Source organism: uncultured Streptococcus sp. (genome assembly GCF_963536705.1).
In the GTDB taxonomy this organism is placed as follows: domain Bacteria; phylum Bacillota; class Bacilli; order Lactobacillales; family Streptococcaceae; genus Streptococcus.
On sequence record NZ_CAUTAP010000021.1, the window covers coordinates 22,775 to 41,243 of the forward strand.

An 18,469-nucleotide genomic window follows, 5' to 3' on the forward strand; every position below is an offset into this window, starting at 1 on the left:
CATTCCTCCTTATAAAATGTTTGACTTAAGTTTTAAGAAAACTTTAAGGCAAGTTTATTATAAAACGTTTTCATGAAAAATGCAAGCGTTTGTTCCTAAAAACGACTTTTTCTTTCAAAAATGTCAGTATTTCCTGAAACCCTGATAAATATAGGTATAAGCAAACCATAGCTATAGAAATGTTTTAATAAATTAGGAAAACAGAAAATACAATAGGTTAATATATGAAAAAACGTTGAAATAATATGAAAGAGACTTTTGAAATGACAGAAGAGAATTTTGTTTGAGAAAGTGTTTATTTATCAAAAAAGAAAGAGGAGGACCAAAGACAAAAAATCGCATCTTATGTCTTTAGTCTCCCTCTATAATGGCAAAAGTTTCTAAATAATATCAAGTCTGTCCATCATAAGTTTCCAAGAGTTTGGTAAATGTTGGGACTGAAATGCTTTAAAACATTAGTGTGTGAAGTCAAGTACCATACGTCCCTGAATGGTACCCGCTTCCATTTCGTCAAAGACATCCACTGCATCTGAAACAGGGCGCTTTTGAACGACAGGAACCACTAATCCTTCAGCGCCAAACTGGAAGGCTTCTTCCAAGTCCTTGCGAGTACCAACGAGGGAACCGATGACTTGGATACCATCTAAAACGGTTTTGACAATGCTGAGGTCCATCATTTCAGATGGCAATCCAACGGCAACTACCCGACCGCCAGCACGAACAGAGTCCACCGCTTGGTTGAAGGCAACTTTAGAAACAGCTGTTACTACGGTAGAATGCGCACCGCCAGTTTTTTCTTGGATAAGAGCAGCGACATCTTCAACTTCATGGCCGTTGATAACGATATCAGCACCAACTTCTTTGGCCAAAGCTAACTTATCATTGTTGATATCAACAGCGACAACATGGGCATTAAAGACCTTCTTAGCATATTGAACCGCTAGGTTACCCAATCCACCTGCTCCAAAGATAACTGTCCATTGGCCTGGTTGCAGCTGGGCTTCTTTGATAGCCTTGTAGGTAGTTACACCGGCACAAGTGATAGAAGAAGCTTGGGCAGGATCGAGTCCTTCAGGGACTTTGACAGCGTAGTCAGCTGTTACGATACATTGCTCTGCCATCCCACCATCAACGGAATAACCAGCATTTTTTACTGTACGGCAAAGGGTTTCGCGGCCAGTTGTACAGTATTCACAAGCGCCGCAGCCTTCAAAGAACCAAGCGACACTGACGCGGTCTCCGACTTTGAGACTTTTTACATCTGGAGCGATTTCTTTGACAATACCGATACCTTCATGCCCAAGAACGCGACCTGGCACTTTGCCAAAGTCACCATGTGCGACGTGCAGGTCCGTATGGCAGACACCGCAATATTCGATGTCAACGAGAGCTTCCCCTGTTTCAAGCAGACGCATTTCTTTATTTTCAACGAGTTGGACATTAGTTCCCTCTGGATTTACAACAACTGCTTTCATAAGTAGTTTCTTCCTGTTATTTAGTTTTTGATTATGTTAATTATATCACAAACTCAAACAAACGGCAAACGCTTACAAAATTAAGCGTGGATTCACTCTAATATTCTGACATAGCTGATAAACTCCTATTTTTAAAGCTTTTTGCAACTAACGGAGTTTGAGAGAAGAAAAAAATAAAAGACAAACTCTCGAACAGAGTTTGCCTAATTGTCTACTTTTATAAAAAGAGTTTGTTGAGCTCGTGGGCGACGCCATCTTGGTCATTGGTCAAAGATAACTGCTGGTCAGCGTAGGGCAGTAGGGCGGCATTAGCATTTTTCATGGCATAGCCAGTGCCAGCAAAGGACAGCATCTCAGTATCATTTTGTTCATCGCCAAAGGCAATCAGATTTTTACGGTCTACATTGAGAATATTAAGTAGGTACTGAAGGGCAAAGGCCTTATTGACACCCTTGGGAGCACACTCTAGGATGTTGAGTGGCCCGCCCCATGAGTTAATAGAAAGTTCATGCTGGTAAAAAGCATTCATTTCCTCTGCCAGAGCATATTTGTCAGCTGCTCGGGTCTGCAGGAGAATGGCGTTAGGATTCTCCGTTACCAGATTGGCTTGAAACTGGTTTTCTGGTTTGAAAGCATCGATGCCAAAGAGCTTGGGATCAGCGATTTCTTCATTGGGATTTGTGATGTAGAACTTATTGCGGTATTCGCCAGCAATGAAATCCGCTTCAATCTCATCCCTGCGCTTAACCATATCCAGCAGAAAGGATTTATCCAGCGTCAGCGATTTTTCAAAATCCCATTTCTTTTCTGGAATGTGAGTCAAAGAGCCGTTGAAATTGATCATGGGCGTATTGAGCTCTAATTCTTTATAATATTTCAAAGCCATACGGTAGGGCCGGCCTGTTGTGATAATGACCTTGTGGCCCTTTTGGGAAATTTTTTTGATGGTTTCTTTGGTGAAGTCAGACAGATTGCTGTTAGAATCCAGCAAGGTTCCGTCTAAGTCCACAGCGATTACTTTTTTTGTCATGTGAGTCTCTTTTCAGTGATAATACAGACTATTATAACAGAATTCAGTGTAAATAACACGACTTATGTTATAATGGTGCTCTAATCAGTCACAATTATGACACACCAAGGAGGAGCTTTTCGTATGCGTAAACCGATCATGATTCATGCTCTTTTTCTGATGATTGCTTTTTTTATCTATATCCAATCTCTAAATGGCGGTCCGACCTATCTCATCTGGAATATGACCTTGGCCTTAATCAGCTATGATGCGGCTGTATTGACACTTTTATTCAAGAAGCAGAAGTGGGCTTATCCTTTTCTTTTCCTGCTGTGGTTGCTTTTCTTCCCTAACACTTTCTATATGATTACAGATTTGATTCATATGATTTGGGTGGCAGATGTTCTGAGTAAGCCAAGTGTTTTTCTGCTCTTTTTAGCTTTTGTTTCCAGTATTTTATTCGGGATTTTCTGTGGGATGGAGAGCTGGTATGTCATCAAGGAAGGCTGGAAGCTTAACTGGTATTTGGATCTATTGCTGACGGCAGCTCTGTCTGTTGTGTCCAGTCTGGCTATCTATATAGGACGTTATGATCGCCTTAATAGCTGGGATTTATTGCTTCATCCTCAGCTGGTTCTACAGAAACTCTTGCAAACTTTGCAGCCTGATCGACTGCCTTTCATTCTTGGTTTTACTTTTTTACAGTTTATGAGTTTGGTATTTCTGATGAGAGATAATAAAAAATAAGAATAGCGAGACATTCATCTTGAAAAAGTGAATGTTTTTTATTATAATTTAAAATATCGTTCGCAAATAAACAGATTTAAATCTGTTTTTATTTGTTTTTTGAACTAGATATTAGAAATTTTACTCAAAAGGAGATTTATTGAAAAATGGATAAATTTTTCAAACTGACCGAAAAAGGGACAGATGTCCGGACAGAAGTTTTGGCTGGTCTGACGACTTTCTTTGCCATGTCCTACATTTTATTCGTCAATCCAGCTATGCTGGCTCAGACTGGTATGCCTAAGCAGGGTGTTTTCCTAGCTACGATTATCGGGGCTGTTGCCGGCACCTTGATGATGGCCTTCTTTGCCAACCTGCCTTATGCGCAGGCGCCGGGCATGGGGTTGAATGCCTTTTTCACTTTTACGGTCGTCTTTGCCTTGGGCTACACTTGGCAGGAAGCCTTGGCTATGGTCTTTATCTGCGGAATTATTTCGCTTATTATCACTTTGACCAAGGTGCGTAAGATGATCATCGAGTCAATTCCAGGCTCCTTGCGAGCAGCTATCTCGGCAGGGATCGGAGTCTTTCTGGCTTATGTAGGTATTAAAAATGCTGGCTTGCTCAAGTTTTCAATCGATCCGGGAAACTATACAGTAGCTGGCAAGGGAGCAGATAAAGCTGCAGCGGCTATTACGGCTAATTCAGCAGCAACTCCAGGCCTGGTAGACTTTAACAATCCAGCGGTCCTCGTAGCCTTGGTCGGTTTGGCCATCACAATCTTCTTTATTGTGAAAAACATCAAGGGTGGTGTTATCCTATCCATCCTAGTCACGACAGTTGTGGCTATTCTGGTTGGCTTGGTTGATTTGTCAGCCATTGACTTTGGGCAGAATAACATTGCTACTGCTGTTAATGAACTGGGACAGATTTTTGGGGTGGCAGTAGGTCCGAAAGGTCTTGGTGCCCTTTTAGCAGATTCAGCTCGCTGGCCCCAGACATGTATGGCCATTCTGGCTTTCTCATTGACAGATATTTTTGATACTATTGGTACTTTGATTGGGACTGGTGAAAAGGTCGGGATTGTGGCGACTTCTGGGGAAAACCATGAATCAGAAGGTTTAGATAAGGCGCTTTACTCGGACCTCATCGGAACTTCTATTGGCGCCATTGCTGGAACCTCTAACGTGACGACTTATGTGGAGTCTGCAGCTGGTATCGGAGCTGGAGGCCGAACAGGTCTGACCGCCTTGGTCGTAGCCATCTGCTTTGCGGTGTCAAGCTTCTTTAGCCCGCTCTTGGCTATCGTTCCTAATGCTGCAACTGCACCGATTCTGATTATTGTTGGGATTATGATGTTGGCTAGTCTGAAAAATATCCATTGGGATGATATGACAGAAGCCATTCCAGCTTTCTTTACTTCTATTTTTATGGGATTTGCCTACTCTATCACTCACGGGATAGCAGCTGGATTTATCACCTATACCTTGGTCAAAATCTTCAAAGGTCAAGCCAAGGATGTGCATTCTATGATTTGGATTTTGGATCTTCTCTTTATTTTGAATTTCGTAAATTTGGCTTTAAATTAGGTCTAAACATTGCTGGATTTCCTTGTGTCTAGTAAAGTTTGGATAGCTTATATTTTCAGTATAAAAAATCAGCTTTTCCTGGCTGATTTTTCTTTTGCAAAATTAAGCAGAAAAAAATTTTTTTTGGTATAATAAGAGAATGTTTAGTCATAATGAGGAAGAATTAATCCAGCAGGGTCAGCGTCTGGGCAAATTGCTTCAGGCAGGGGACGTACTGGTTTTAACGGGAGATTTAGGAGCAGGGAAGACAACCTTTACTAAGGGTCTGGCTCTAGGTTTGGGCATCAGTCAGATGATTAAAAGTCCAACCTATACCATTGTTCGGGAATACGAGGGGCGCTTGCCACTCTACCATCTGGATGTCTACCGCATCGGAGACGATCCGGATTCCATTGATTTGGATGACTTTCTCTTCGGGGAGGGTGTGACGGTCATTGAATGGGGGGAGCTGCTGGGAGAAAATCTGCCTGATAACTATTTAAAATTAAGCCTCTTGAAAAAGGAAGATGGGCGTGAATTGGTTTTTGAAGCCAAAGGAAAGCGAGCCCAAGAGCTGCTTGAGGGACTGCAGAATGACTGAATATGAATTGTGCTTGCGAGAAGCGGAAAAAACAGATGCTGCTGAGCTGATTGCCTTCCTCAATCAGGTCGGGTCTGAGTCAGATTATATGACGCTGGATGAAGCTGGAATTTTGATGAATCAAGAGGAGATGGCTTCATTCATTGAGCATCAGGCTGCTTCTAGTAATCAGCTTTATCTGTTGGCACTTTTAGATGGTGAGATTGCCGGTCTTGTCAGCATCACAGCTGATTTCCATGAGCGAATTCGCCATATTGGTCAAGTCTTTGTCGTGGTGAAGAAAGCATTCTGGAACCAAGGACTGGGACGCATACTGCTGGAAGAGGCACTGACTTGGGCAGAGGATTCTCAAGTTATTCGACGTTTGGAATTGAGCGTTCAGGTTAGAAATGAACGAGCGGTTCACCTTTATAAAGATTTAGGATTTGAAATTGAAGGCTTACAAAAAAGAGGAGCCTATTTAAAAGAAGGGAAATTTCTTGATGTTTACCTGATGGGTAAACTGATAGACTAAAAAAGATATGTTTAAAAAGATTATAATGATGTTTCTCAGCCTCCTTGTCGTAACGACAGCTGGTATCGGTACTTATGCTTGGACGATTTATGGTCAGTCAACAGATGAACTGTCCAAGACTTATAAGGGTTTGGGAAATGAGACAGATGTTATTTCTGCAACTAAGCCCATGACTATCTTGCTGATGGGTGTAGATACAGGGAGCGGATCCCGCGAGGATACTTGGGTCGGGAACAGCGATACCATGATTCTCCTGAGTGTCAATCCCAAGACCAAGAAAACAGTCATGATGAGTTTGGAACGTGATATTCTGACTCAGATTGACGAAAACGGTCAGACAGTTGAAGCCAAACTGAATGCAGCCTATGCGAATGGCGGAGCAGAGTTAGCCATTTCGACTATTGAGGGCTTGATGAATATCCACATCGACCGCTATGTGATGATCAATATGCAGGGCTTGGTTCAGCTAGTAGACGCAGTAGGCGGTATTGAGGTCAATAATACCTTTGACTTCCCAATTTCTATTGAGGATAATGAGCCTGAGTATACTGCCAAGGTTGAGCCAGGCAAGCAAACCATCAATGGTGATCAGGCACTGGTCTATGCTCGCATGCGTTATCAGGATCCTGAGGGTGACTATGGCCGCCAAAAGCGTCAACGTGAAGTAATTAAGAAAGTGGTTGAAAAAGTTCTCAGTCTCAACAGTGTCAGCCATTATCAGGCCATTTTAAAAGCTGTCAGCAGCAATATGCAGACCAATATTGCGCTTGATTCAAAAAGCATTCCTCAACTGCTAGGCTATCAGGATGCCTTTAAAAACATCAAGTCTGAGCAGCTACGTGGAGAAGACGCGACCTTGCCTGACGGTGGAAGCTATCAGCTAGTGACGTCAGAGCATCTGCTGAGCATGCAGAATCTAATCCGCAAGTCTCTGGGCTTGGACACAGTTAAGAGTCTGAAGACCAATGCTGTTCTCTATGAAGATATTATGGGCGGCAACAGTCTAAGAAGCAGCAATAGCAGCAGTACATCTAGCAGCACAGAAAGCTATAGCAGTTACCAGAATTCTTATAGTCAGCCTACTTATAATAATGGTTATGAGAATTATTCTTATCCGACGACAGATACAACAGTTGGAACTACGAATACGACTCCGGTTGCTCCAGCGGCGTCCTCTGCCCCAGCTGCAGATGTCAGTGTCAGCACCCCACAAAGTCAGCCAGTAGTCAATGCGACTACAGAGTAAAAAGTTAAATATAAAAAGAGGCTGGGACAAAATGTCTCGGTCTCTTTTGGTTATGGCGGAAAGTTCTTGACGCGGTAGTGGATTGGAGTTTTTGTTTCCCTATCACCCACCTTTTCTCTATCAAGACTCGTACTTTTCCCAGATGTCTTTGACTTGCTGGATCTGCACTTGAGCTTGGTTTTCAAGGACTTTATATTTATAAGTAAGATCTTGAGCAATGTCTTTGACCTGCTCTTTTTGCTCTTGAATGATGGCAATATTTCGTTGGATATTGGCTAGACTGTCCTTTACTTTGTCTAGGCTATCTGTTGTTTCAATGATTTCTTCTTGAATTTTTTGTCGGTTTTCAACCAGTTTGTAGCTGGCTGCTGCGGCACCGATAAATAGGAAAATATTTGAAAGTTTCATAGTCCCTCCTTAAGCTTGTGCAATCTTCTCAGCTAATTCAGCCAGAGCCGGAAAGTCTGGTTCGTGGGCTGCGAAAGTAATCTTGAGGTCATCTGCATCACTATAGCGCGGTGCCAAATGCACATGGGTATGAAAGACAGTCTGTCCAGCAATTTCTTCGTTGTTGTTGATGATATTCATACCAGCTGAACCTGTGGCTTTCATCACCTTTCGAGCAATGTCAGGTACGCGAGCAAAGAGCTGACTGGTGCTTTCAGCATCCATATCCAGCACATTTCGGAAATGCTCTTTAGGGACAACCAAGGTATGACCTGGTGTTACCTGGGAAATATCCAAAAAAGCAAGGACTTTCTCGTCTTCGTAGACTTTAGAAGAAGGGATTTCTCCGGCAATAATTTTACAAAAAATACAATCAGCCATAAATGGTACCTCTATTCGCTAGATTTTGTTATAATATAAGAACCATTATACCAGAATTCGGAGAAAATATGTTAGAAATCAAAGAGCTTACGGGCGGCTATGTTAATATCCCAGTTTTAAAGGATGTCAGCTTTGAAGTGGGCAATGGCCAGCTGGTTGGTCTGATCGGTCTCAACGGCGCGGGCAAATCCACGACCATCAATGAGATTATCGGTCTTTTGACGCCTTATAAGGGGCAGATTCAAATTGATGGACTGGAGCTGCGTACCAATCCCAGCGATTACCGCAAGAAAATCGGTTTTATTCCAGAAACGCCTAGTCTCTATGAAGAATTAACCCTGCGCGAGCACATTGAGACGGTAGCTATGGCTTACGACATTGAGCAGGAGACAGCTTTTGAGCGTGTGGATAAGTTGCTGGAAATGTTCCGACTCAAGGAAAAATTAGATTGGTTCCCTGTTCACTTTTCAAAAGGGATGAAGCAAAAAGTGATGATTATCTGTGCTTTTGTAGTTGATCCCAGCCTTTTTATCGTAGATGAGCCTTTTCTGGGTCTGGATCCGGTAGCTATTGCAGACCTTATCCAACTCTTAGATGAGGAAAAGAAGAAGGGCAAGTCCATTCTGATGAGCACCCATGTTCTGGACTCTGCTGAGAAGATGTGCGATAGTTTTGTAATCTTGCACAAGGGTCAAGTACGGGCCAAGGGCAGCTTGACTGAGTTGCGGGCTCAATTTCAAATGCCGGATGCTAGTCTGAATGACATCTATCTAGCCCTGACAGAAGAGGCGGCGCTATGAAAGAATTATTTGCCAAACGAAAGCAGGATTTTCGTCAGCAATGTTTGAAATACCTGCGTTATGTTTTTAATGATCATTTCGTGCTCTTTCTTCTGATTTTTATGGGATTTTTAGGTGTTCAGTACAGTCAGCTTTTGCGGCATTTCCCGACCAATCACCTCCCCATTATTGCCAGTCTAGTTATTCTATCGCTCTTTATACTGCCTTTTGGACGGATTGCGACCTATCTGGAAAAGCCGGATGTTCTCTTTCTCTTGGTCAGAGAAGCAGAAGTCAGGGCTTTTATCAAGGCTCAGATTCTGCGTTCCTATCTCTTGTACGCAGTCTTACAGACTGGAATCTTACTGTTACTGGCTCCGCTTTTTCTGGCTCTGGGATTGCCTGTTTGGGGCTTTGGGCTTTACTGCCTCCTTATGCTAGTCTTGAAATGGTTTTTGTTTCAGGCTAAGGCCAAGAAGTTCTTTACTGAAAATGGCCTAGATTGGCAGTCTCTGGTGGCTTATGAAGCAGCCCGAAAGCAGATGATTCTGCGCTTCTTTGCTCTCTTTACCAATGTTAAAGGTATTTCAAACAGTGTCAAGCGCAGGGCCTATCTTGATGGTTTGACGAGACTTGTGGGCAAGCAGCATAGCAAGACCTGGCAGAATCTCTTTTTGCGTTCTTACTTGCGAAATGGAGACTTCTTTGCTCTAACCTTAAGACTGCTCTTTCTAGCTCTTTTGGCCTTGATTTTTGTCAGTCAAGCTTGGATTGCTGCGGCTTTTGCGGTCTTGTTCAATTACCTCTTAGTCTTCCAGCTGACGGCCTTGTATGAAGCTTTTGACTATCAGTTTTTGACCCAGCTTTTTCCGATAGAAGGAGGGGAAAAGCTGAAGGGAGCAAGACAAATTATCACATCTATTGGCAGCAGTGTTCTCTTGGCTGAAGTGCTGACTTCTCTGATCTTTTTCCAAGACAAGACAGCAGTGCTGGCCATGCTGGGAGCAACTGCCCTACTCTATCTGTTCTATCTGCCGTTTAAGTTACGGAGATTGGTTGACTAAAAGAGGTAAAACTAGTAAAATGATAAAGAAACTTTTTACGGAGGGGAAACATGGACTTGGTTGATAACGAGCTGACCCTGACACCGATAGCTGGTAAGAGCGGAAAGGCCTATATGGGGACTTATCCGGACGGGGGGCGCGTTTTCGTCAAGATGAATACAACCCCTATCTTAGCAGGCTTAGCTCGAGAACAAATCGCACCGCAGCTTTTGTGGAGCCGCCGGATGCCGGACGGAAACGTAATGAGCGGGCAGGAATGGCTTTCAGGCACTATTCTGACCCCAAATGATATGTCCAAAAAGCAAGTAATCAATATTTTGACTCGGCTGCATCGCTCGCGCCCATTGATGACGCAGCTGACCAAGCTGGGCTATACTTTGGAAACGCCGACTGATTTGCTGAATGCTTGGCTCAATCAAGTGCCGCTTGCTTTGAGAAATAATCAATATCTGCAATCAGTTATCCGAGACCTGCGACAGACTGTGCCGGCCTTTCGTGAGGATTATGCAACCATCGTTCACGGAGATGTGCGTCACAGCAATTGGGTAGAGACCGACAGCGGGCTTATTTACTTAGTGGATTGGGATTCTGTGCGTCTGACAGACAGGATGATGGATGTAGCTCATATTTTAAGCCATTATGTGCCTGATTCAGGTTGGCAAGAGTGGCTGAGCGCTTATGGCTATAAGTATAATCAGACTGTTTTCAATAAGCTATACTGGTTTGGTCAGTATTCTTATCTGATGCAGATTGCCAAATACTATGAAAACAATGATTTAGAAAATGTGAACCGGGAGATTTACGCATTACGAAACTTCCGTTCCAAATACGGAAGAGGACAATGAGAGTAAGGAATCGTAAGGGAGCGACGGAACTGCTAGAGGCGCATCCCCAGTATGTGATTTTGAATCCGGCAGATGCCAAGGGCAGATGGCAGGAGATTTTTGGCAATGATCACCCCATTCATGTAGAGGTTGGTAGCGGCAAAGGAGCTTTTGTGTCCGGTATGGCCAAGGCCAATCCGGATATCAACTACATTGGGATTGATATCCAGAAATCGGTCCTCAGCTATGCCTTGGACAAGGTGCTAGCAACGGATGTGCCCAATATCAAGCTTCTCTGGGTGGACGGTTCGGATCTGACTGATTATTTTGAAGAGGGCGAGATTGACCGCCTCTATCTGAACTTCTCGGATCCTTGGCCCAAGAAACGTCATGAAAAGCGCCGTCTGACCTATCAGTCCTTTCTGGCGACCTATCAGCAGATTTTGCCGGAAAATGGAGAAATCCACTTCAAAACGGACAACCGCGGTCTTTTTGAATATAGCCTAGTAAGCTTTTCACAGTATGGTATGAAGTTAAAGGGCGTGTGGTTAGATTTGCATGCCAGCGACTTTGAAGACAATGTCCTGACTGAGTATGAGCAGAAATTTGCTAACAAGGGACAAGTCATCTACCGCGTGGAAGCAGTGTTTGAATAAGAAAGAGTCTTCGAGGAAATACTCCTTGAAGACTTTATTATTAGGAAAGAATTTTACTTAAAAATAAGAGTGTTTTAAGTGGAATTCTGTCTTAACAAGCTTGCATGGCACATTTCCCTTGCATTCTGGGACTTGTCGTGCTATAATACTAGTAATGAATAAGGAAAGAGAGGCGAGGAAGTATCTTCGCCTCTTATCTGTGAGGAGGTGTCGTCATATCGCAACGATTGTTGAATTGGTGAGGGAGGTTATTGAACCAGCCATTCTGCCCCCCTATGAATTAGTCGATATTGAGTACGGAAAGATGGGCGGAGACTACGTTCTCAGTGTCTTTGTAGATAAGCCTGAGGGCATTACGGTCAATGACACAGCGGATTTGACGGATATTATCAGTCCGATCTTGGATCAAATCAAGCCAGATCCCTTCCCGGAACAGTATTTTCTGGAAGTGACCAGTCCGGGCTTGGAGCGTCCGCTCAAGACCAAGGAACAGCTAGCTGATGCAGTCGGCAGTTATATCCATGTCAGTCTCTATAAGGCTGTTGACAAGCAGAAAGTCTTTGAAGGCACCTTGCTGAGCTTTGAAGAGGATGTTCTGCACATGGAATATCTGGACAAGACTCGCAGAAAAGAAGTCGAAATTCCCTACAGTCTGGTTTCCAAAGCCAGATTAGCCGTTAAGTTTTAGCCGCAGAAGCAATATAGAAAAGAAAGGAACACTTTTGTTTCGGCAAAAGTTACATGAAAATGAGTAAAGAAATGCTAGAGGCCTTCCGCATTTTGGAAGAAGACAAAGGAATCAAGAAAGAAGATATCATTGACGCGGTGACCGAGTCACTCCGCTCAGCCTATCGTCGTCGTTATGGTCAGGCAGACAGTGCAGCCATTGAGTTTGACGAAAAGTCAGGAGATTTCCGTGTCTATACTGTTCGTGAAGTCGTGGACGAGGTCTTTGACAGCCGTTTGGAAATCAGTCTCAAAGATGCCTTGGCTATTAGTTCAGCCTATGAATTAGGAGATAAGATCAAGTTTGAAGAAGCGCCAGCTGAATTTGGCCGCGTAGCAGCTCAGTCTGCTAAGCAGACCATCATGGAAAAGATGCGCAAGCAAACCCGTGCTATCACTTACAATACCTACAAAGAACATGAAAATGAAATCATGTCAGGAACGGTAGAGCGTTTTGACAATCGCTTTATCTATGTCAATCTTGGTAGCATTGAAGCACAATTATCGAAGCAAGACCAGATTCCTGGCGAGGTATTTGCCTCTCATGACCGCATCGAAGTCTTTGTCTACAAGGTAGAAGATAATCCTCGTGGTGTCAATGTCTTTGTCAGCCGCAGCCATCCAGAAATGATCAAGCGCTTGATGGAGCAGGAAATCCCTGAAGTCTATGACGGAACTGTAGAAATCATGAGCGTATCACGGGAAGCAGGCGATCGGACCAAGGTGGCGGTTCGCAGCCACAACCCTAATGTGGATGCCATCGGAACAATCGTCGGACGTGGTGGAGCCAATATCAAGAAAATTACGAGCAAGTTCCATCCTGCCAAATACGATCCAAAGAGCGGACGTATGGTACCGACTGAAGAAAATATCGATGTCATCGAGTGGGTAGCAGATCCAGCTGAATTTATCTACAACGCTATTGCTCCTGCAGAGGTTGACCAAGTTATCTTTAACCAAGAAGATAACAAGCGGGCCTTGGTTGTCGTACCGGACAACAAGCTTTCTCTGGCTATCGGCCGTCGCGGACAGAATGTACGCTTGGCAGCTCATTTGACAGGCTTTAGAATCGATATCAAGTCTGCCACAGAGTTTGAAGAAATGGAAGCAGCCAATGAATTGGGCGGATTTGCTCAGGAAGCAGAAGAAATTCTTGCGGATGCAGCTGTTCTAGAGACAGAAGTTTCAGCAGCAGAAGCAACAGACTTTGACGCAGCTGCAGAGGAAACTGTACTAGAAACAGCTGGTATAGAAAGCGAAGCTGAAGAACTAGATTAAGGGGGCTGGAATGGCAAAAACAAGAAAAATCCCTTTAAGAAAATCAGTGGTGTCCAACGAAGTGATTGACAAGCGTGATTTGCTGCGGATTGTCAAGAACAAGGAAGGTCAAGTCTTTATCGATCCGACAGGAAAGGCCAACGGCCGTGGAGCCTATATCAAGCTGGACAATCAAGAAGCCCTTCAGGCTAAGAAGAAGCGGGTCTTTAACCGCAGCTTTAGTATGGAAGTGGATGAGGCTTTCTATGATGAGTTAATTGCTTATGTCGATCATAAGGTCAAAAGAAGAGAGTTAGGTCTTGAATAAAGAGAAACTTGCAAATTTGCTGGGTCTGGCTCAGCGGGCTGGCCGCATCATTTCTGGTGAGGAGCTGACCGTCAAAGCTATCCAGGAGGGAAAAGCACATCTGGTCTTTTTGGCCCAGGATGCATCTCCTAATCTCAGCAAGAAAATCACTGATAAAAGTCGTTACTACCAAGTAGAAGTATCAACCGTGTTTTCAACACTGGAATTAAGCTCTGCCATTGGCAAGGCTAGAAAAGTGCTCGCCGTGACAGATGCTGGTTTTACAAAGAAAATGAGGTCTCTTATGTAATAGAAGAGGAGGACAAGATTTGTCTAAAGTAAGATTGTATGAAATCGCCAAAGAACTGGGAAAAGAAAGCAAGGAGGTAGTGGCTCGTGCGAAGGAGCTGGGTCTGGATGTCAAAAGTCATTCGTCCAGCGTAGAAGCTGACGCTGGTGAGCGAATCAAATCCAGCTTCAAGAAAGCAGCCGCACCTCAAGCTACTGCAGAAAAGCCTGCAGCAGCTCAGCCATCACCGCAAAAAGCTCCTGCCAAAGAGGCGGCACCAGTCAAGGCAGAACAGACAGAAGCAAAAGTAACTGCTAAGCCAGAAGCGAAAGCAGAAACGGTAGCGCCAGTCAAGCGCCCACAAAGCCGGAACTTTAAGGCAGAACGTGAAGCGAGAGCCAAAGAAGAGGCAGAACGTCGGAAGCAGCAAGGCAACCGCAAACCACAAAACAAAGAGCAAGGCAAACGTGAGGACCGTGATAGTCGAAATAAGAATCGCGGAAATCGCAACGACCGAGATAGGGGCAATCGTCCAAATGACCGTCGCGATAATCGTAGTCAAGATGGCCGCCGCAATGGTCAGAATCATCAAGGATTTAACGGTCAAAACCGCCAACAGCCTCAAGGACCAAAGATTGACTTTAAGGCTCGGGCAGCAGCTTTGAAAGCAGAGCAGAATGCTGAATACGCTCGCTCCAGCGAGGAACGCTTTAAGCAAGCTCAGGAAGCAAAAGAAGTTATGGAACGGCAAAATCGCCGTAAGGAGCAGCCTAAGGCAGAAGCAAGTGCACCAGTTCAGCCTGCACCAGCTCCGTCTGCTCCAGCAGCGAATCCAAGCCCAGCGCCAGCCGCTGTGGATACGCGTCGTAAGAAGCAAGCTCGACCAGATAAGAAGCGCGATGATTTTGATCGCGAAGAAGAAGGTCCAAGAAAACAACAAAAGAATCGAAGCAGTCAAAATCAAGTGAGAAATCAAAGAAATAGTAATTGGAATAAAAACAAGAAAAATAAAAAAGGAAAGGGCAACAATAACCAGGCACCAAAACCTGTTACAGAACGTAAGTTCCATGAGTTGCCAACTGAATTTGAATATACAGACGGAATGACCGTTGCAGAAATTGCAAAACGGATCAAGCGCGAGCCAGCTGAAATTGTTAAGAAGCTCTTTATGATGGGCGTGATGGCAACGCAAAACCAATCTCTTGACGGCGATACTATTGAGCTCCTCATGGTGGACTACGGTATTGAAGCTAAGAAGAAGGTGGAAGTTGACACAGCTGACATTGAGCGCTTCTTCGTAGAAGAAGGTTATATCAACCAAGATGCCTTGGTAGAGCGTCCGCCAGTTGTAACCATCATGGGACACGTTGACCATGGTAAAACAACCCTCTTGGATACCCTGCGTAACTCTCGTGTAGCAACAGGTGAAGCAGGTGGTATCACTCAGCACATCGGTGCTTACCAGATCGAGGAAAGCGGCAAGAAGATTACTTTCTTGGATACGCCTGGACACGCGGCCTTTACTTCTATGCGGGCCCGCGGTGCCTCTGTTACGGATATCACTATCCTGGTGGTAGCGGCTGATGACGGTGTTATGCCGCAAACGATCGAAGCTATCAACCACTCCAAGGCGGCTGATGTCCCAATCATTGTAGCCATCAACAAGATTGATAAGCCAGGAGCGAATCCTGAGCGCGTGATTGGTGAATTGGCTGAACATGGTGTCATGTCAACAGCTTGGGGCGGAGATTCTGAATTTGTCGAAATCTCTGCGAAATTCAATCAAAATATCGACAGCTTGCTGGAAACAGTCCTCTTGGTGGCTGAAATTCAAGAGCTCAAGGCAGATCCTACTGTTCGAGCGATTGGTACAGTGATTGAAGCTCGTCTGGATAAAGGAAAAGGTGCTGTCGCAACCCTTCTGGTTCAGCAGGGAACTCTGAATGTGCAGGATCCAATCGTTGTTGGAAATACCTTCGGTCGGGTTCGGGCTATGACCAATGACCTGGGCCGTCGCGTTAAGGTGGCCGGACCATCTACACCGGTGTCTATCACTGGTCTCAATGAAACTCCGATGGCTGGTGACCACTTTGCGGTCTATGAAGATGAAAAAGCTGCGCGTGCAGCCGGTGAAGAACGTGCCAAACGTGCCCTTCTCAAACAGCGTCAAGCTACTCACCGCGTCAGTCTGGAAAATCTCTTTGATACCCTCAAAGCTGGTGAAGTTAAGTCTGTCAATGTTATCATCAAGGCTGATGTGCAAGGTTCAGTAGAAGCTCTGTCTGCTTCCCTGCAAAAGATTGAAGTGGAAGGCGTTAAGATTACCATCGTCCACTCAGCGGTTGGTGCTATCAATGAATCTGACGTGACACTGGCAGAAGCCTCAAATGCCTTCATCATCGGATTTAACGTTCGTCCTACATCTCAAGCTCGCCAACAAGCAGAAGCTGATGATGTCGAAATCCGTCTTCACAGCATTATCTACAAGGTTATCGAAGAAATGGAAGATGCCATGAAGGGAATGCTGGATCCGGAATACGAAGAAAAAATCATCGGGGAAGCTCTTATCCGCGAGACCTTCAAGGTTTCCAAGGTTGGTACTATCGGTGGATTTATGGTTATCAACGGTAAAGTGACCCGTGATTCCAAGGTTCGTGTTATCCGTGACGGCGTCGTGATTTACGATGGGGAGCTTGTCAGCCTCAAGCACTTCAAGGATGATGTTAAGGAAGTTACCAACGGCCGTGAAGGTGGACTCATGATTGATGGCTACAATGACATCCAAGTAGATGATACGATCGAAGCCTACATCATGGAAGAAATTAAGAAATAAGATACGAAGTAGGTTAAAAACTCGCAGTGAAATCATTTTTGGTGAAAGTCTATATTTTTAATCTCGCATCTTTTTCACAAAGAGTTTAGATCGAATTTCATTCATTAAAACTAAAATATAAGCTAGGCCTAGCCTAGCTTATATTGCAGAAGAGAAAAATTAGAAAGGAAATCTCATGGCAAATAATTTTCGTACAGACCGTGTGGGCATGGAAATTAAGCGCGAAGTCAATGAAATCTTGCAGAAGAAAGTTCGGGACCCGAGGGTGCAGGGAGTGACCATTACCGATGTCCAGATGCTGGGCGACCTGTCCATGGCCAAGGTCTACTACACGATTATGAGCAATCTGGCCTCTGATAATCAAAAAGCTCAGACCGGTCTGGAAAAAGCGACCGGTACCATCAAGCGAGAGCTGGGTCATAATCTGAAGATGTACAAGATTCCAGATTTGACCTTTGTCAAGGACGAATCCATCGAGTATGGCAATAAAATCGACCAGATGCTGCGCGATTTAGAGAAAAAATAAAGCAGAAACTCAGCTGTTATGGCTGGGTTTTCTTATTTTTTAATTTAATATAACAATTTTTGCAAAAATAGGTATATACCATTTACAAATAAAAAAGAAAGAGTTATAATATAGTCAAGAAAACTCAGAGATTCAAAAGCGGGAGTTAGAAAGTAGCTATAGAAAGATGCTAGCTCTATCACAGAATTCCGTTTTGAATGGCAGAGAATACAGAAGTCAAGAACAAGGGAGGCAGTCTTATGCCTACATATATCAAAGCAGATCATTTTTTCTATCCTCAAGGAATCCGTCAGGGCGGTTATTTAGAGCTGATTGACGGCAAGTTTGGCAAGTTGGTGCAGTCTGTTCCGCAGGATGCAGAAGTCATAGACTACAGCGGCTACTCAATTGCACCAGGTCTGGTGGATACTCATATTCACGGCTTCGGCGGTGTTGATGTCATGGACAATAACATCGAAGGAACTCTTCATACCATGAGTGAGGGTCTCTTGACTACCGGTGTGACCAGCTTTTTACCAACAACCCTGACTTCATCCTATGAGCGCCTCTTAGCAGTCACTGAAAATATCGGTGCTCGCTATCAAGAAGCCAGCGGGGCCAAGATTCGCGGTCTCTATTTTGAAGGGCCTTACTTCACCGAGAAGTATAAGGGTGCCCAAAACCCTGCCTATATGAAAGATCCTAGCATGGATGAGTTTCGTGCTTGGCAGAAGGCCGCAAATGGCTTGCTCAATAAGATAGCTCTCGCGCCAGAGCGTGAAGGTGTGGAGGAATTTGTCCGCACGTTGACTGATGAAGGCGTGACCGTTGCTCTGGGGCATTCTAACGCAACCTATGATGAAGCCAAAACTGCGGTCGAAGCAGGTGCTAGTGTCTGGGTGCATGCATACAATGGTATGCGGGGCTTGACCCACCGGGAGCTGGGCATGGTTGGTGCCATGTACGAGTTGCCCCACACTTATGCGGAACTGATTTGTGACGGCCACCATGTGGACCCTAAGGCCTGTGACATCTTGCTCAAGCAAAAGGGACATGAAAATATTGCTCTCATTACTGACTGTATGACCGCAGGAGGCCTTGAAGATGGTGACTACATGCTGGGAGAATTTCCAGTGGTTGTGACCGAAGGAACCGCTCGGCTCAAGTCAACGGGCAATCTAGCTGGCTCTATCCTCTTTTTTAATGACACGGCGACCACCGAGATCTACACCTATTAAGTCGTCGGCAGCGTCAGATGTGTA

The 18,469-nt window shown here is 44.5% G+C and carries 19 protein-coding genes and 1 pseudogene; 16 read left to right on the forward strand and 4 right to left on the reverse strand.

Going from position 1 to position 18,469, the window contains the following annotated elements:
* Positions 1–455 precede the first annotated feature (455 nt).
* A complete protein-coding gene (adhP, locus tag RWX26_RS10515; RefSeq protein WP_314581541.1) occupies positions 456–1,475 on the reverse strand; it encodes an alcohol dehydrogenase AdhP in 1,020 nt (339 codons plus the stop codon).
* A gap of 217 nt (positions 1,476–1,692) precedes the next feature.
* A complete protein-coding gene (locus tag RWX26_RS10520) occupies positions 1,693–2,505 on the reverse strand; it encodes a Cof-type HAD-IIB family hydrolase (RefSeq protein ID WP_268685607.1) in 813 nt (270 codons plus the stop codon).
* 96 nt (positions 2,506–2,601) lie between these two features.
* On the opposite strand from RWX26_RS10520, the gene RWX26_RS10525 reads away from it, so the two are divergent.
* The 5 genes from RWX26_RS10525 to brpA all read left to right on the forward strand — a co-directional run bounded on the left by RWX26_RS10525 (position 2,602) and on the right by brpA (position 7,139).
* Positions 2,602–3,231 carry a DUF1361 domain-containing protein gene (locus RWX26_RS10525; RefSeq protein WP_314581546.1) on the forward strand — a complete coding sequence of 210 codons (630 nt, stop codon included), beginning with the start codon at positions 2,602–2,604 and terminating at the stop codon, positions 3,229–3,231.
* Between the two features lie 146 nt (positions 3,232–3,377).
* Positions 3,378–4,799, forward strand: coding sequence for an NCS2 family permease (locus tag RWX26_RS10530; protein WP_314581548.1), 1,422 nt, complete (start codon positions 3,378–3,380; stop codon positions 4,797–4,799).
* Between the two features lie 139 nt (positions 4,800–4,938).
* Entirely contained in the window at positions 4,939–5,379 is a 441-nt protein-coding gene (gene tsaE / locus RWX26_RS10535; protein WP_314581551.1) for a tRNA (adenosine(37)-N6)-threonylcarbamoyltransferase complex ATPase subunit type 1 TsaE, read from the forward strand.
* Positions 5,372–5,893: a GNAT family N-acetyltransferase gene (locus tag RWX26_RS10540; RefSeq protein WP_002927577.1), complete on the forward strand. Its 522-nt coding sequence runs from the start codon at positions 5,372–5,374 to the stop codon at positions 5,891–5,893. Before tsaE ends, RWX26_RS10540 begins: the two co-directional genes overlap by 8 nt.
* 7 nt (positions 5,894–5,900) lie before the next feature.
* A complete protein-coding gene (brpA, locus tag RWX26_RS10545) occupies positions 5,901–7,139 on the forward strand; it encodes a biofilm formation/cell division transcriptional regulator BrpA (protein ID WP_002927574.1) in 1,239 nt (412 codons plus the stop codon).
* A gap of 120 nt (positions 7,140–7,259) precedes the next feature.
* On the opposite strand, the gene RWX26_RS10550 is transcribed toward brpA, so the two are convergent.
* Positions 7,260–7,547 (reverse strand): hypothetical protein, encoded by a 288-nt coding sequence (locus tag RWX26_RS10550; protein ID WP_002896907.1) that lies wholly within the window; start codon positions 7,545–7,547, stop codon positions 7,260–7,262.
* Positions 7,548–7,556: 9 nt separating this feature from the next.
* The gene (locus RWX26_RS10555) at positions 7,557–7,967 is read right to left on the reverse strand and encodes an HIT family protein (RefSeq protein WP_002927571.1); all 411 of its coding nucleotides are present in this window, start codon (positions 7,965–7,967) and stop codon (positions 7,557–7,559) included.
* A 68-nt stretch (positions 7,968–8,035) separates the two neighbouring features.
* Here RWX26_RS10555 and RWX26_RS10560 point away from each other — a divergent pair, with 68 nt between their 5' ends.
* From RWX26_RS10560 to nagA, 11 genes and pseudogenes are all read left to right on the forward strand, one after another.
* Positions 8,036–8,767, forward strand: a complete 732-nt coding sequence (locus tag RWX26_RS10560) for an ABC transporter ATP-binding protein (protein WP_032906116.1) — start codon at positions 8,036–8,038, stop codon at positions 8,765–8,767.
* Entirely contained in the window at positions 8,764–9,810 is a 1,047-nt protein-coding gene (locus RWX26_RS10565; RefSeq protein ID WP_314581561.1) for an ABC transporter permease, read from the forward strand. Before RWX26_RS10560 ends, RWX26_RS10565 begins: the two co-directional genes overlap by 4 nt.
* A gap of 50 nt (positions 9,811–9,860) precedes the next feature.
* The gene (gene ccrZ / locus RWX26_RS10570; RefSeq protein WP_002893562.1) at positions 9,861–10,655 is read left to right on the forward strand and encodes a cell cycle regulator CcrZ; all 795 of its coding nucleotides are present in this window, start codon (positions 9,861–9,863) and stop codon (positions 10,653–10,655) included.
* The gene (gene trmB / locus RWX26_RS10575) at positions 10,652–11,290 is read left to right on the forward strand and encodes a tRNA (guanosine(46)-N7)-methyltransferase TrmB (protein WP_002927567.1); all 639 of its coding nucleotides are present in this window, start codon (positions 10,652–10,654) and stop codon (positions 11,288–11,290) included. The genes ccrZ and trmB overlap by 4 nt, the downstream gene beginning before the upstream one ends.
* Before the next feature lie 199 nt (positions 11,291–11,489).
* Positions 11,490–11,978, forward strand: coding sequence for a ribosome maturation factor RimP (gene rimP, locus RWX26_RS10580; protein WP_314581574.1), 489 nt, complete (start codon positions 11,490–11,492; stop codon positions 11,976–11,978).
* Positions 11,979–12,037: 59 nt separating this feature from the next.
* A complete protein-coding gene (gene nusA / locus RWX26_RS10585; RefSeq protein ID WP_161800758.1) occupies positions 12,038–13,294 on the forward strand; it encodes a transcription termination factor NusA in 1,257 nt (418 codons plus the stop codon).
* 10 nt (positions 13,295–13,304) lie between these two features.
* The gene (gene rnpM, locus RWX26_RS10590) at positions 13,305–13,601 is read left to right on the forward strand and encodes an RNase P modulator RnpM (protein ID WP_002893558.1); all 297 of its coding nucleotides are present in this window, start codon (positions 13,305–13,307) and stop codon (positions 13,599–13,601) included.
* Complete coding sequence (locus RWX26_RS10595; protein WP_125337795.1) at positions 13,594–13,890, forward strand: YlxQ-related RNA-binding protein; 297 nt, start codon at positions 13,594–13,596, stop codon at positions 13,888–13,890. The genes rnpM and RWX26_RS10595 overlap by 8 nt, the downstream gene beginning before the upstream one ends.
* A gap of 19 nt (positions 13,891–13,909) precedes the next feature.
* Entirely contained in the window at positions 13,910–16,702 is a 2,793-nt protein-coding gene (gene infB, locus RWX26_RS10600) for a translation initiation factor IF-2 (protein ID WP_314581569.1), read from the forward strand.
* A gap of 175 nt (positions 16,703–16,877) precedes the next feature.
* A complete protein-coding gene (rbfA, locus tag RWX26_RS10605; protein WP_002893555.1) occupies positions 16,878–17,228 on the forward strand; it encodes a 30S ribosome-binding factor RbfA in 351 nt (116 codons plus the stop codon).
* 239 nt (positions 17,229–17,467) lie between these two features.
* A pseudogene (gene nagA, locus RWX26_RS10610) lies at positions 17,468–18,415 on the forward strand (N-acetylglucosamine-6-phosphate deacetylase); the annotation flags it as partial.
* Positions 18,416–18,469: the final 54 nt, after the last annotated feature.